The 14884-nt window shown below is 67.2% G+C and carries 11 protein-coding genes; 10 read left to right on the top strand and 1 reads right to left on the bottom strand.

Going from position 1 to position 14884, the window contains the following annotated elements:
• Positions 1–9 precede the first annotated feature (9 nt).
• The 8 genes from nuoL to FHR04_RS02045 all read left to right on the top strand — a co-directional run bounded on the left by nuoL (position 10) and on the right by FHR04_RS02045 (position 10671).
• Positions 10–1944 carry an NADH-quinone oxidoreductase subunit L gene (gene nuoL / locus FHR04_RS02080; RefSeq protein WP_139400433.1) on the top strand — a complete coding sequence of 645 codons (1935 nt, stop codon included), beginning with the start codon at positions 10–12 and terminating at the stop codon, positions 1942–1944.
• A 156-nt stretch (positions 1945–2100) separates the two neighbouring features.
• On the top strand, positions 2101–3543 hold the full coding sequence (locus FHR04_RS02075) for an NADH-quinone oxidoreductase subunit M (RefSeq protein ID WP_139400431.1): 1443 nt from the start codon (positions 2101–2103) through the stop codon (positions 3541–3543).
• A 1-nt stretch (position 3544) separates the two neighbouring features.
• On the top strand, positions 3545–5008 hold the full coding sequence (locus FHR04_RS02070) for an NADH-quinone oxidoreductase subunit N (RefSeq protein ID WP_139400429.1): 1464 nt from the start codon (positions 3545–3547) through the stop codon (positions 5006–5008).
• A gap of 181 nt (positions 5009–5189) precedes the next feature.
• Positions 5190–5720: a gluconate 2-dehydrogenase subunit 3 family protein gene (locus tag FHR04_RS02065; protein ID WP_139400427.1), complete on the top strand. Its 531-nt coding sequence runs from the start codon at positions 5190–5192 to the stop codon at positions 5718–5720.
• Complete coding sequence (locus FHR04_RS02060) at positions 5707–7248, top strand: GMC family oxidoreductase (protein ID WP_139400425.1); 1542 nt, start codon at positions 5707–5709, stop codon at positions 7246–7248. Before FHR04_RS02065 ends, FHR04_RS02060 begins: the two co-directional genes overlap by 14 nt.
• Positions 7249–7287: 39 nt before the next feature.
• A complete protein-coding gene (locus tag FHR04_RS02055) occupies positions 7288–8418 on the top strand; it encodes a Gfo/Idh/MocA family protein (protein ID WP_139400423.1) in 1131 nt (376 codons plus the stop codon).
• 1 nt (position 8419) lies between these two features.
• The gene (locus FHR04_RS02050) at positions 8420–9127 is read left to right on the top strand and encodes an alpha/beta fold hydrolase (protein WP_139400421.1); all 708 of its coding nucleotides are present in this window, start codon (positions 8420–8422) and stop codon (positions 9125–9127) included.
• Positions 9124–10671 carry an FAD-dependent oxidoreductase gene (locus tag FHR04_RS02045; RefSeq protein ID WP_139400419.1) on the top strand — a complete coding sequence of 516 codons (1548 nt, stop codon included), beginning with the start codon at positions 9124–9126 and terminating at the stop codon, positions 10669–10671. Before FHR04_RS02050 ends, FHR04_RS02045 begins: the two co-directional genes overlap by 4 nt.
• Before the next feature lie 242 nt (positions 10672–10913).
• Here FHR04_RS02045 and FHR04_RS02040 read toward each other — a convergent pair whose 3' ends face one another.
• Complete coding sequence (locus FHR04_RS02040; RefSeq protein WP_139400417.1) at positions 10914–11372, bottom strand: DIP1984 family protein; 459 nt, start codon at positions 11370–11372, stop codon at positions 10914–10916.
• 85 nt (positions 11373–11457) lie between these two features.
• On the opposite strand from FHR04_RS02040, the gene FHR04_RS02035 reads away from it, so the two are divergent.
• Both FHR04_RS02035 and FHR04_RS02030 read left to right on the top strand, forming a co-directional pair.
• Entirely contained in the window at positions 11458–13764 is a 2307-nt protein-coding gene (locus FHR04_RS02035) for an endonuclease MutS2 (protein ID WP_183944756.1), read from the top strand.
• Positions 13765–13841: 77 nt separating this feature from the next.
• Complete coding sequence (locus FHR04_RS02030; protein WP_139400413.1) at positions 13842–14846, top strand: hypothetical protein; 1005 nt, start codon at positions 13842–13844, stop codon at positions 14844–14846.
• Positions 14847–14884: the final 38 nt, after the last annotated feature.

Here is a 14884-nt window from a genome sequence, read left to right as displayed (position 1 = left end):
GTGCTGAGGATGTTGCCCCTTCTGTATCTGCTGCCCCTGCTGCCCCTCATCGGCTTCGCCCTGCTGATGGTCTTTCCGCGCCTGTTTCCCGGCAAAACCGGCGGCTGGCTGGCGACGGGCCTGATCGGCGCGGCCTTCATCGTCGCCGTGCTGCGCTACCTGGGTCAGGGTGACGTGCCCGCGCAGGAAACGCTGTGGACGTGGCTGCCCAACATGGCGCTGAACGCCAACCTAAGCGTCGGCTTCTACCTCGATCAACTGAGCGCCCTGATGGCCCTGATCATCACCGGCATCGGCTTCCTGATCCACCTGTATTCCATCAGCTACATGGGGCATGACCCCAAATTCACGCGCTTCTTTGCCTTCCTGAATTTCTTCGTCGCCATGATGCTGATTCTGGTGCTGGCCGACTCCTACCCGCTGATGTTCGTCGGCTGGGAGGGGGTGGGCATGGCGTCCTACCTGCTGATCGGCTTCTGGTTCAGCGGGCGCGGCAGCGAGTCGTCCGATAAAGACCTGCGCGCGGCGGGCGAGCGCGAGGGCGTCAACAACTCCAACGCCGCCCGCAAGGCGTTCATCATGAACCGCATCGGCGATCTGGGCTTCATGCTGGGCATGTTCCTGCTGTACAAGCTGTACGGCACCCTGAGCATTCCCGAACTCGCCACGCGGGTGGAAGGCGTGAGCGTCGCCACCGCCGGGGTGGAACTGGCCTGCCTGTTCCTGCTGGTGGGCGCGATTGGCAAGAGCGGTCAGTTGCCGCTGACCACCTGGCTGCCCGACGCGATGGCCGGCCCGACGCCCGTTTCCGCCCTGATCCACGCCGCCACGATGGTCACGGCGGGCGTGTACCTGATCACCCGCAGCCACTTCCTGTACGAACTGGCCCCCAACGCCTCGCTGTGGGTGGCCTGGGTGGGCGGCCTGACTGCGCTGTACGGCGCGCTGGCGGCCCTGAATCAGCACGACATCAAGAAGATTCTGGCGTTCTCCACCGTCTCGCAGCTGGGGTACATGTTCCTGGCGGTGGGCGTGGGGGCGTACTCGGCGGGCGTGTTCCACCTGCTGAGCCACGCGTTTTTTAAGGCGCTGCTGTTCCTGGCGGCGGGCGCGGTGATTCACGCCCTGCACGACGAACAGGACGTGCGGCGCATGGGCGGCCTGCGGAAATTCATGCCGTTCACGCATCTGGTGTCCATCGCGGGCGTGCTGGCGATCAGCGGCATTCCCATCTGGAGCGGCTTCTTCTCCAAGGACGCGATTCTGGCCGCCGCCTTCGAGACGCAGCCGGTGCTGTACGCCATCGGCCTGCTGGTGGCGCTGCTCACCGCCTTCTACATGGGCCGCTGGTACTTCCTGGTGTGGCGTGGCGAGTACCGTGGGGCTGCCGCCACCGGCGTCACGCACCCGCACGAGGCCGACACCATCACCAAGATTCCGCTGGGCATTCTGGCGGCGGGCGCAACTTTAATCGGTTTCCTGAACATCCCCACCTTCCTGGGCGGCGGGCACGCCTTCGACGCCTACCTGGGCCGCGCCATTCCGCAGGAGGCGCACGAAATCGCGGCCTCCACCGAATGGCTGCTGACCGTGATCGCCGTGCTGGTGGGCGTGGCCGGGCTGGGCTGGGCCTACCTTCAGCACCGCAAGAACAATCTGGCGAATGGCCCGCTGGGACAGTTCAGCGCCAGCGCCCTGTATCTGGACAACGTGTACGACGGTGTGGTGGCCGCGCCCAGCCGGGCGATTGCCGGGGCACTGGACACGGTTGACCGGGGCACCGACGGCCTGATCGGCAGCATTTCCCGCAATGCGGCGGCTCCCGGCGGGCTGTTCACGCTGTGGCAGAGCGGTTTCGTGCGGGCCTACGCGGTCAGCATGCTGCTGGGCACCGCTGGCATCATCGGCTACTGGGCGCTGAAGATGATCGGGAGCGGGGCGTGAGGGGGTTGATGGCTGATGGTGGATGGTTGATGGCAGACGCAGCTGACGGCGGGCAGAGGGCGGACGGCTTTTCCCGCGTCCCGCCCACCCTGTCCCGCTCCCATCCTTTCCCCATACCCCACACCCCACAGCCCACACCCCACCCGGAGGCCCCCCATGTTTGATCCCCAATGGCTTCCCACCATCATGATCTTTCTGCCGCTGCTGGGCAGTCTGCTGGTCTTCGTGACCCCCAACCGCTGGCGCGACGAGGTGGCCGGGTTCATGGCCGCCGTGACGCTGGGCATCGGATTGATGATCTGGTACGCGGGCGGCTCCGGGCTGCTGAGCCTGAACTGGATTCCGGCGCTGGGCATCACCTACAGCGTGGAGTTGTCTGGCGTCAGTCTGGCGCTGGCGATGGTGACGGCGTTCATGTCGTTCATTGCCGTCCTGTACGCGGCGCGGCGCATTCCCAACCCCGGCACCATGCTGGCGCTGATCCTGGCGATGGAAACCGGGCTGCTGGGCATCTTCGCGGCGCGTGACCTGATCCTGTTCTACGTCTTCTTCGAGGACGCGCTGCTGCCCTCGCTGCTGATGCTGGCGATCTACGGCAAGGCGCACCGGATGCGGGCGCTGGTCAAGTTCGCGGCCTACACGCTGTTCGGCAGCCTGCTGATGCTGGTCTCGATCATCGGCGTGCGTTACCTGGGCGGCAGCCCGACGTTCGCCCTGGTGGATCTGAAACAGAATCTGGTCACCGGCCCGGCGCAGACGTGGCTGTACCTGGGCTTCCTGACCGCGATGGCCGTCAAGCTGCCGCTGTGGCCGCTGCACGCGTGGCTGCCCGATTTTCACGAGCAGAACCACGACAGCGGCATCCCCGACGTGATGGGCACGCTGTACAAGGTGGGCGGCTACGGGCTGTTCACCTTCGCCATCCCGCTGTTTCCCGACGCCTCGCTGGAACTGCGCCCGATCCTGATGGGTCTGGCCGCCTTCACCGCGCTGTATTCCGCGTGGATCGCCTTCGGGCAGAAGGACTGGAAACGCCTGCTGGCCTACGCGGGCCTCTCGCACATGGGCTTCGTGGCGCTGGGCGTGTTCTCGCTGAACGAAACGGCAGTCATCGGCGCGATGTACCTGCTGGCCTTCCAGAACCTGTACACCGGGGCGCTGTTTCTCAGTGTGGGCATGGTGCAGGAGCGCATCGGCAGCCTGGACACCCGCGTGGGCGGCCTGATGACCGGGGCCGGGGCGCTGGGCGGCCTGACCATAGCGCTGTGGTTCGCTTCCATCGCCGTGCCGGGCTTTGCCGGGTTCATCGGCGAGTTCTCGGTGCTGCTGGGCGCGTATCAGGTGTCGCCGTGGCTGGCCTTCATGGCCGGCATCACCACCATTGCCGCCGCCGCCTACGCCCTGACCGCGTTTCAGACCACCTTCTGGCAGGCGCGTCCGCTGGGCAGCGTGGCGGTGCGTGACCTCGTGCACACCGAGTGGCTGATCCTGGGACTGCCGCTGGTCGTCGCCATCTTCTTCGGGGTGTACAGCGCCCCGGCCCTGAACCTGATGCAACCCGCCGTGAAATCCGTTCTCGCTGCCCTGGGAGGCAACTGATATGCCTCAACTCGTCCCGCCCGATGTGGCCTTTCTGCCGCTGCTGCCCATCCTGCTGGTGCTGGCGGGCGCCCTGATCAGCACCCTGCTGGGCTTCTGGGTGGGCCGCCGCACCCTGACCATGATCAACATCGTGACCGTGATCCTGTCGGGCGCGAGCATGATGTCCCTGTGGAACGGGGGCCTGACCTCCTTTGCCGGAAGCCTGCAGGCCGACAACGCCGCCATTCTGCTGGGCCTGATCGTGCTGGTGGGTACGTTAATGTCCCTGCTGGTGTCGCTGGACACCGCGTGGCGCGAGCGGGTGTCCTTCCCCGAATTCGACGCCATGATGATGTACGCCGTGACCGGCTGCCTGCTGATCGTGTTTTCCGGTGACCTGATTGTGATGCTGATCGGGCTGGAGATCATGAGCCTGGCGGGCTACGTGCTGGCCACCTTCCAGGGCTCGCGCCGCGCCGAGGAATCGGGCCTGAAGTACTTCCTGCTGGGCGCGGTGGGCAGCGCTATCCTGATCTACGGCATCGCCTTCGTGTACGGCGCCACCGGCACCCTGAACTACGCCGCCATTGCCGCCAAGGTGGGCAGCGTGAGCAACCTGACCCCCGAAAACGTGGGCATTCTGGTGGGCGGCAGCCTGCTGCTGCTGGCGGGCTTCGGCTTCAAGATCGCCCTGGTGCCCTTTCACCAGTGGACGCCGGACGTGTACAGCGGCGCGCCCACCACCACCTTCCTGTTCCTGAGCACGGTGGTCAAGGTGGCCGCCTTCGCCGGCATGATGCGCGTGTTCGGCGGCGCGCTGACCGACGCCCCCGGCTGGTCGAGTGTCCTACAGATTCTGACGGCGGCCACCCTGATCATCGGCAACACAGCGGCGCTGTTCCAGACCAATTTCAAGCGCATGTTGGCGTACTCGGCGGTGGCCCACACCGGCTTCCTGGCGATGTGCCTGCTGGGCACCCCCGAACTGGGCGGCGCGGCGCTGGGCTACTACCTGCTGGTCTACACCCTGATGACCGGCGCGGCCCTGGCCGTGGTGGCCGCGTTGCAGCGTACGGAAGCCGGATTTGAGATGGGCGACATGCGCGGGCTGTATTACCGCCATCCCGGCTACGCCGTGGCGCTGTCGGTGTGTCTGGCCTCTCTGGCGGGCCTGCCGCCTTTCGCGGGCTTCTTCGGCAAGTATCTGGCGTTCCAGGCCGCCTTCCAGAACGGCTACGTGTGGATCAGCGTGCTGGCCGCCGTCACCAGTGTGGCCGCGCTGGTGTACTACCTGCGCCCCGCCATGCTGATGTTCATGCCTGACCGCACCCCGGCGCGGGAATACGCCCACGGCCAGCGCTTCCCCACCACCTTCACCGTGGGGCTGGGCGTCGCCAGCATCACCGTGCTGGGGATCCTGCCCAACGTCTGGTACAGCTGGGTGGCAAATCCGGCCATCTGGAGTTTCCTGGCCGGACGCTAGGGCATTGGTCAACGAGGCGACCTACCCCCTCGGCCCCCTCCCGCGCGGAGGGGGCTTTTTTGTGGCCCGGACTGTTGGGAGTGTCTAAAGCCTCCCCGTAGGCGTTCACGCAGGACGGGCACAGGGGTGTGCCTAGACTGGAGAAGATGTTGAACTTGACAGGCAGTCTGCGGGTGTTGCCGTGACGGTGGGAGAGAGGGAAGCCATCCTCGCCCTGCTGAATTCTCCGCATGTCACGGCTCCGACGCGGCGGGCGTTGCTGGAACGGCTGGACGCCCGGTACGCGCGTCAGTTTTTTGACGAGGCTGAGTTCGGGCGGTTGCGTGCCCTGTCTGTGCGCCTCGTGCCCCATGACCCGGCCGAGATGGATCTGGCCGGCACGGTGGATCACCGCCTGCACAGCGGCGTGGGCGACGGCTGGCGCTACGCCGACGCGCCGCCGGACGGGGAGGCGTACCGGGCGCTGCTGGCCGCGTTGCCGGAAGGTTTTGAGGCTTTGGGTGGAGAGGCGCAGGACGCCGCCATCCCATCTATTCAGTCCTCCCACCCGTACGCCTTTGAAGACCTGCTGGCCGAGCTGACCGAGGCGTTCATGGCCCACCCGCTGACGCAGTACCGCTTCGGCTACGCGGGTTTTGCGGACGCCCCGGAGTGGCCGCGCGTCGGCCCCAACGAGCTGGAACCCCGCGAGGTGGCGTATGGCCCCCGCTAACGCCCTGCCCACCGATCTGGACGTGCTGGTCATCGGCACCGGGGCGGGAGGCGCACCGCTGCTGGCGCGGTTGGCGGGGGCGGGCCTGAAGGTGGCGGCCCTGGAAGCGGGCGTGCGTCATCCGCCCGAGGGGATCGCCACCGATGAAGTCGCACAGGCGGGCATTTTCTGGCTGGACGAGCGGCTGTCGGCGGGCAACGATCCCGTCTCCTTTGGGCGCAACAACAGCGGGCGCGGGGTGGGGGGCAGCACGCTGCACTACACCGCCTACACGCCGCGCGCCCAGCCGGACGACTTGAAACTGAAAACCGAGTTCGGCGTGGGCGAGGACTGGCCGCTGGAATTTGCCGAGCTGGAGCCGTACTACGACGAGCTGGAATACTTTCTGGGCGTCTCCGGCCCCGCCGAATACCCGTGGGGGCCGCCGCGCCAGCGGGCCTACCGCCACCCGCCGCTGCCGCTGAACGGGGCCGCCCGCCTGATGCAGAAAGCCTGCGCCGAGATCGGCATGAAAACCTCGCCCGCCGCCAACGCCGCCCTGAGCCGCCCGCAGGAGCAGCCCGGCTACGGCACGCGCCACACCTGTACCAACCGAGGCTTTTGCCAGGCGGGCTGTTCGGTGGGCGCGAAGGCCAGCATGGACGTGACGTTTCTGGCGCTGGCCGAATTCCACGGCGCGCGGATCGTGGACGGCGCGCAGGTCACGGCGCTGACGGTGAAGGGCGGGCGCGTGACCGGCGCGGAATTCATGCGCGGCGACGAGGTGGAACACCTTTCCGCCAAAACCGTCATTCTTGCCGCCGGAGCGGTAGAAACGCCACGCCTGCTGCTGATGAACGGCCTCGCCAACAGCAGCGGGCAGGTGGGGCGCAACTTCATGGCGCATGTGGGCGTGCAGGTTTGGGGACAGGTGGAGGATGACCTGCGCCCGTACAAGGGCATTCCCGGCGGCCTGATCAGCGAGGACACCCACCGCGTCCCCGGTTTGGTCGGCGGCTACCTGCTGCAATCGCTGGGCGTGATGCCCGTGACCTACGCCACCCAGTACGCACGCGGCACGCTGAAGTGGGGGCCGGAACTGGTGCGGCACCTGAGCGGCTACAACCACGTCGCGGGAATTAACGTGCTGGGCGAGTGCCTGCCCTACGAGCACAATTACCTGGAACTCTCGGACGAACTCGACGCGCGGGGGCTGCCCAAGCCGCGCGTCCACTTCTCCTTCGGCGAGAACGAGAAGCGGATGACCGCCCACGCCGAGGCCCTGATGCGTGACCTGTGGGGCCGCATCGGCGCGCGGGACGTGTGGGCGCTGCCCCGCGCCGCGCACACGCTGGGCACAGCCCGTATGGGCCGCGATCCCGAGACCAGCGTGGTCAACCCGGTGGGCCGCAGCCACGACATCGAAAACCTGTGGATCTGCGACAACTCCACCTACCCCTCCTCGCTGAGCGTCAACCCCGCCCTGACCCAGATGGCCCTGAGCCTGCGGACGGCGGACGCGCTGCTGGACGGCCTGAAGCAGGCCTGACTCCAAGACACCTCCCCTTAACACCCCCCGAGGAGCCTCATGACCAAACCAAACACCGCCGAACGCAAAGACCTTCAGCCCCTGCCCGAGGCCAGAACGGAACAGGTGGGCTACGCTGTGCTGGGCATCGGCACGCTGACCATCGACGAACTGTTGCCCGCCTTCGCCGTGGGCCAGCGCTCCAGGCTGGCGGCGGTGGTCAGCGATGACCACGAGAAAGCCGTGGCCACTGCTCTGGCTTACGGCCTGACCGAGGCGGATGCCTACGACTATGACCGTTTCGAGGAATTGCAGTCGCGGGACGACGTTCACGCCGTGTACATCGTGCTGCCCAACAGCCTGCATCGTCAGTACACCGAGCGGGCCGCGCGAATCGGCAAGCATGTGCTGTGCGAGAAACCGCTGGCCGCCAATCCCGAGGACGCCGAGGCGATGGTGGGGGTCTGCGCCGAGCACAGGGTCAAGCTGATGACCGCCTACCGCTGCCAGTACACCCCGCACCACTGGCGGGCGCGCGATCTGATCCAGAACGGCAAACTGGGCCAGATCAAGCTGATTCACTCGGTCAACGTGCAGGTGGAGCCGAATGACGGTCAGTGGCGCCTGAGGGACGGGCTGGCGGGCGGCGGTTCGCTGCTGGACGTGGGGCTGTACTGCCTGAACACCATCCGCTTCCTGCTGGCCGAGGAGCCGTCTTCAGTGTACGCCCAGACCTTCAGCACGCCCGGCGACGAGCGCTTCGAGGAAGTCGAGGAAACCGTGGCGTGGCAGATGACCTTCCCCAGCGGCGTGATCGCGCACTGCTCTTGCTCCTACGGCGCGGCGCACGCCCGCACGCTGGACGTGTTCGGCGTGGACGCCCGCCTGACGCTTGACCCGGCCTTCGATTACACCGATCTGCGCCTGACGGTTCAGACCCCCGAGACCATCACCGAACACCGCCTGCCCGAAACCGATCAGTTCGCGCTGGAAATTGACCATTTCTCGGCGTGCATCGAGGAAGACCGCGAGCCGTTCACCCCCGGCGAGGAGGGCTTGCAGGATCAGCGGCTGATGGCCGCCATCTACCAGTCGGCGCGTGAAGGGCGGCCTATCAAGCTGGAGAAGATCGAGAAGAAGGATGCCTTCCGGGGTTCACCGCCCAGTCAGGACTTCGCCGAGCGGGCCTAGGATGAGGCCAACGGTTCTCGTGCACGGTTTCGGCACCTCGCGCCACGTCTGGCGGCGGGTGCTGGAGGGGGTGGATGCGCTGGCCGTCGATCTGATTGGTTTCGGGGACGCGGCGGAGGCGGGCCGGGCCGGGCAGACGGTGGAGGAGATGGCGCAGGCATTGGCTGCAACCCTGCGTGGGGCGGGTGCGGGGCCGTCCCGTGTGGTGGCGCATTCGATGGGCGGGAAGGTGGCCCTCCTGCTGGCCGCCCGACACCCTGAACTCGTGTCCGAGCTGCTGCTGATCGCCCCCTCGCCCCCCACGCCCGAACCGATGGAACCGGAAGGGCGGGCCAAGCTGCGCGCCGCCTACGGGAACCGCGACGCCCTGACCGCCCAGTACCACGACATCACCCATCAGTCCATCCCCGAACGGGACTTCGGGCAACTGATCGCTGACGGCCTGCGCGCCAGCCACGACGCCTGGAACGCCTGGACGGACGTGGGCAGCCGCGAGGACATTTCCGGCGAACTGGGCGGCCTGAAGTTGCCCATCACCGTCCTGTATTCAGAAGATGATCCGGCCATCTCGCCCGACACCATCCGTTCGGAAGTGCTGGCGCGGCTGCCGGGGGCCAGGGCGGTGCCCATCCACGGCAGCGGCCACCTGATTCCGCTGGAAGACCCGCAGGCGGTGCTGAGGCTGCTGGCGGCAAAGGAGACACCATGACCCTGAATTTCAAGGCCAGTGACGTGACCGACGGTGGCATGCACACCTTCGAGGTGGGCGAGCGCAAAGTTCTCGTGACCCGCGACGGCGACGACTTCCATGCCTTCGATGCCATATGCCCTCACGCCGGGGCCAACCTGGGCGACGGCGTGCGCTGCGGCTCCCGCATCGTCTGCCCGTGGCACCACGCGACATTCCATGCGGGCGACGGCTCCCTGATCGAGCCGCCTGCGTTGGAGGGCTTGAAACAGTACCGTGTGCAGCGCGACGGCGACGGGCTGAGTGTCGATCTGGACGATGTGGTTCCCCCAGAGAGGCCAGCCCCCAGCCATCAGGATCACCACACCGTCATCATCGGCGGCGGCGCGTCCGGTTTTATGGCGGCCCAGACGCTGCGGGACGGCGGCTACGAAGGCAAAATCACCATGCTGACCGCCGAGAACCGCGCCCCGTATGACCGCACGGCGCTGAGCAAGGCGTACCTGAGTGGCAAGAAACCCGCCGACAAACTGCCGCTGGGCGGGGCCGACTGGGCGCAGGAAAACAAGATTGATCTGCGTGAGGGCGTGAAGGTCACGAAACTGGATCGGGACACCCGCGCGGTGCATCTGGACGGCAGTGATTCCCTCGGGTTTGACGCGGTGATCGTCGCCACCGGGGCCACGCCCCACACCCTGAAGGTCCCCGGCGCGGAGCTGGACGGCCAGTACCCGCTGCGCTCCTTCCGCGACGCTCAGGCATTGAGGGATGCGGCGCAGGGCAAGCACATCGTCATCATCGGCTCCAGCTTTATCGGCCTGGAAGCGGCGTCCAGCTTGGTGGAAGGAGCCGCGTCGGTCACGGTGATCGGCCAGGACGCTGAAGTTCTGAGCCGCGCCCTGACGCCGAAAGTGGGGCGGGCCATCCGCAAACTGCACGAGGACAACGGCGTCAAGTTCCATCTGGATGCCGAAGTGACGGCCATCGAGGGTTCGGCTAAGGCGGAGGCTGTGCGCCTGAAAAGCGGAGAGAGCGTCAAGGCGGATCTGGTCTTGCTGGGCATCGGCGTGAAACCCAATTCCGATTTGCTCTCAGCCCTCGCCAACGAGAAGGGTGCCGTGCCCGTGGACGCCGAACTGCGGGCCGCGCCGAAGGTCTACGCGGTGGGCGACATCGCCCTGTCTCTCACCGTGCTGGGCGAGATGCGCGTGGAACACTGGCGCGTGGCCTTGCAGGAGGGCATGACCGCCGCGCAGAGCATTCTCAAATCTTCCGATCTGGAGCCGATGAACAGACGTGTGCCGTTCTTCTGGACCCAGCAGTACGGCAAGAGCCTGCGCTACGTGGGGCACGCCGAGAATCTGGACGACACCCACCTCTGGGGCAACCCGGACGAGCTGAAGTTTATCGAGTTTGCCTTCAAGGACGGGCAGGCCGTCGCCGCCAGCGGCATGGGCATGGACAAAGACCTCGCCGCATTTGAGGAGTTGCTGCTGTTGGGGCGTGCGCCGGGGGCGGGGGAAGTTAGAGCGGGGGAATTCAGTCTGGCAGAGCGGCTGAAATAAACCTGAACACCACAGCGCCACCTCCGAAGAAGTGGCGTGTGGTGGGGGCGCGGCGCGCGTCGAAGCCGTGGAAGTGAAGGGTGAAACGTGCGGTGTCAGCGGTGCAGGGTGCTGGGCGTGCCCGGTGAGAGGGTTGACGCCGCCCCGGCGTCCCTGGCTCGCCGAAGCGAGTGGTGCAGCCTTATCCCCGCTGCGAGGTAGGTTTCCGCCCGCACGGACGCGGCCCCGCCCCTACTGTGCGCCTAGACAGGCAGTTCGGTCAACCAGTTGAGTTGCTGAATCTGCGTTTCCAGTTCCCGCCGCACTTTTGCCAGCGCGTCCACCTGCTTTTGCAGGTCGCGGGCGGGGATCACGGACAGGATGCGGACCTCGCTGTTGCTGTAGCGGGTCTGGCGCTCGGAGGCGGTGGCGGCGGCGCGGCGCAGCACTTGCAGGCGCAGATCCAGTATGTCGCGGCGGGTCAGGGCGGCGGTCAGGCTCATGCCGTCGGGCAGCGTGGCGCTCAGGTTGGCGCGGTGGATGCGGGGGATCAGCACCTCCAGTGCGTCCGTGACTTCCATGAATTCCCTGAGCAGTTGTTGCGGGTCTTCGCTGGGTTTTTCCCTCTCCTGAACCAGCATGTTTCTGACGATGCGTTCTTCAAGCTGGGCGGCGCGCTTTTGCAGGTCGGCGCGCTCGATCAGGGCTTCGGCCAGTTTCATGACGGCATCTTAAAGCGTGATCTGCCCGCCTAAGCCACAAGGCGCACGATTTATAAGTCCTGGCATTGTTATGCTCCCTTCTAAGATGCCGTTCGATGCCCGCGCCCTGACCGCCCTGGATTTTCCCCGTATTCGTGAAGCCCTCGCCGAGCGCAGCAGCACCTCGCTGGGCGCAGAGCGGGCCAGGGCGCTGTCGCCTTCGGGCGATGCGGGCCGCATTGCCCGCGAGCTGGACGAGGTGGAGGACGCCCTGTTCGGTGTCAGCCTGAGCCTGGGCGGCATTCAGGACATCCGCGAGCTGCACGCCCGCACGCAGGACGGACGGGTGCTGAGCGGCCAGGAACTGCTGACGGCGGCCTACTCGCTGGACGGCGCGATGACCGTCAAGCGCGCCATCCACGCCAATTCACGCGGCCCGCTGCGCGAGGTGGCCCTGGGCCTGGGCGAACACTCCGAGCTGATCCGGCGCGTGCTGTCGGCCCTCGACCGCGACGGCGGCGTGCGCGACGACGCCTCCCACCGCCTGCGCGACCTGCGCAAACGCATTGAGCCGTTGCGCGGGCGCATCCGCGAGAAGCTGGCCGCCACGCTGGAAAAATGGGCCGACATCCTGCAGGAAAACATCGTCACCATCCGCCGCGACCGCTACGTGCTGCCGGTGCAGGCCAGCCGCGTGGGACAGGTGCAGGGCATCATCGTGGACGCCAGCGCGACGGGGCAGACCTACTTCGTGGAACCGGCGGCGGTCACGCAACTGAACAACGAGCTGACCCGCCTGATCTTGGACGAGGAGGCCGAGGTTCGCCGCATCCTCATTGAATTGTCGGGTCTGCTGGCTGCCGACGCCGACGTGCCGATGACCCTGAACACCATCGGTGAGCTTGACCTGATCGCCGCCCGCGCCCGGCTGGCGCGCGACTGGCGCCTGAACCGCCCCGAGCCGGTGACCGACGGCAGCTACGACCTGCGCGAGGCGCGGCACCCGCTGATCGACAACCCCGTGCCCAACGACATCCGGCTGGGCGACACCAAGCTGCTGCTGATCACCGGCCCCAACATGGGCGGCAAGACGGCCACCCTCAAAACGCTGGGGCTGGCCGTTTTGATGCATCAATGTGGGCTGTACGTGGCGGCGGCCAGCGCCAAGTTGCCCGTCGTCAGCGACGTGCTGGTGGACATCGGCGACGAGCAGAGCATCGAGGCGTCCCTCAGTACCTTCGCCTCTCACCTGATGCACCTGCGCTACGTGCTGAAACACGCCTCGCCGGACACGCTGGTGCTGGTGGACGAGCTGGGCAGCGGCACCGACCCCAACGAGGGGGCGGCCCTCTCGCAGAGCATCATTGAGGCGCTGCTGGCGCAGGACGCGCGCGGCATCGTGACCTCGCACCTGTCGCCGCTGAAGCTGTTCGCGCTGGAAACGCCGGGCCTGAAGAACGCCAGCATGGGCTTCGATCTGGAGACGCTGGCCCCCACCTACGCCCTGCAGGTGGGGCAGCCGGGCCGCAGCTACGCGCTGGCGATTGCGGGGCGCATGGGTCTGCCCGAGGGCGTGCTGGAGCGGGCCACCGGGCTGCTGGGCGAGGACGCCGGCATCATGGAACGCATGCTGGAGGGCCTGGAGCGCGAGCGCGAGGGTCTGGCCGCGCAGTTGGAGGCCACCGCCAGCGCCCGCCGCGAGGCCGAGGCCGAGCTGGGCCGCGTGCGCCAGGAGCGCGAGACCCTGGACACCCGCCGGGGTGAAATGCTGGCCGAGGCGTCGCAGAAGGCCGAATCGCTGTACGCCGACGCCATCGAGCGGGTTCGCACCCTGCGCGCCCGCGCCCAGGAGGACAGCGCCCGCCCCCGCGTGATGCAGGAACTGCGCGAATTGCGGGTGGCCGCCCAGAAATCCCGCCCTGCCCCCGCCGTGCGCGAGGAACGTGGCGATCCGATCCGGGTGGGCAACATGGTGGACGTGCCCGCCTACAACGCGGGCGGGCAGGTGCTGGAGCTGCGCGGCGACGATCTGGTGGTCCAGCTGGGCGTGATGAAGGTGGGCGTCAAGCGCCGCGACGTGCGTCTGCGCCCTGAACCCAAGGTCACGGCTCCGAAACAGAAAAGCCGGGGACTGCGCACGGCGTTCGCGGGAACCACCCCCAGCAATTTCGCCTCCGAGCTGCAACTGCGCGGCCTGGGCGTCGAGGAAGCCGTCGAGGAGCTGCGAACCGCGATCCTGGAGGCGTCCGCCCTCAAGGAAACGCCGCTGCGGGTGGTCCACGGCAAGGGCCAGGGCGTGCTGCGCCGGCTGCTGCGCGAGTACCTCAAGAACGACAAGAAAGTGGAGTCCTTTCACGACGCCGAACCCAACCAGGGCGGGCACGGCGTCACGGTGGTGAACATCCGGGTCTGAGCTTCGGCTGTGAGGTTTTGCGCTGGACACGCACGGGCTGTCATGCAGTGGACAGAAAGATTCGGCAAGATGGAGGCGTGAGCTTTCGCCGTTCCATCTCCCGAACTTCCGCTGCCCGGCGGTTGCGCTTTCGCCCCAAGCTGCTCTCTGCCTGCCTGCTGAGCCTGGCGGCCGGGTCAACCGCTGGGGCGCAGGCCACGTCAAGCGACAGTTCGCTGTTCGGTCTGAAATTCCCCTCCGGCTACTTCAGCCGTTTTGACCGCGTCGAGGTGCTGGCCTCCAATACGGACGGCTACGGCGCCCGCTTTCTGCCGGTACCAGTCACGGCTGACCTGCGCGTGACCCTGGTCAAGACGCCCACGGGGCTGGACTACGGCGTGGGCAGCCAGCTGGGCAATCTGAACGTCCTGGTGGGCGTCTTCGGCGGCGTGCCCAAAGCCGAGATGAACCAGAGCCTGCCGTCGGGCTTCCAGTGGAACGGCTTGGTGCAGGGCAAGGGGGCGCTGTCGCGTTTTGCCTTCGGCTACACCCACAGCGGGAACGATGGGCGATTCCGGCTGCTGAATGCGGTGGGGCTGGCCGCCGAAGCGGGCGTCGGTGCCCCCTACGGTTACTCGGAAGTCAGCGGCTTCGCCCCGCGCTCCTTCGGCAAGCTGAACACGGCGGTGGGACTGACCGGGCGCCTGTACACCTTCCCCCTGCAGATGGACGCCCAGGCCAGCTTCGATCTCAGCCTCAGCGCCAACTATTCGCCCCTGCCAGGGCTGCTGCTGGAAGCGTCGCATCTGGAACGCGGCGTGGCGGGGAGGGTGCCCATCGGGGGCTTCGGGCTGGGCCGGGTGCAGGAGAGCAACTTCGCGGCAACATACCGGCTGGCTGGCCCCGACACGGCGCTGCGGGTGGGGGCGCTGCGCAGCCGGGTGGCCCGCAACTGGGCCGGCGACAGGACCACCCTGCTCGGCGATGTCCTGCTGCGCAGCTCCGCACTGCCCAGCATGCTCGGCCCCAGCGTCGGCTATCAGTGGGGGCCGGGGGGCCAGGACGGCCACTGGTTGGTCAGTCTGGTGGCACTGCCCAAATAGGCGGCGAAAGGCAGGAGAGGGCGTGCTACCTTCTCCCC

Source organism: Deinococcus radiopugnans ATCC 19172 (genome assembly GCF_006335125.1).
GTDB lineage: Bacteria > Deinococcota > Deinococci > Deinococcales > Deinococcaceae > Deinococcus > Deinococcus radiopugnans.
Note: the sequence above shows the minus strand (reverse complement) of the source record. Positions and strands in the feature narration are given on the sequence as shown.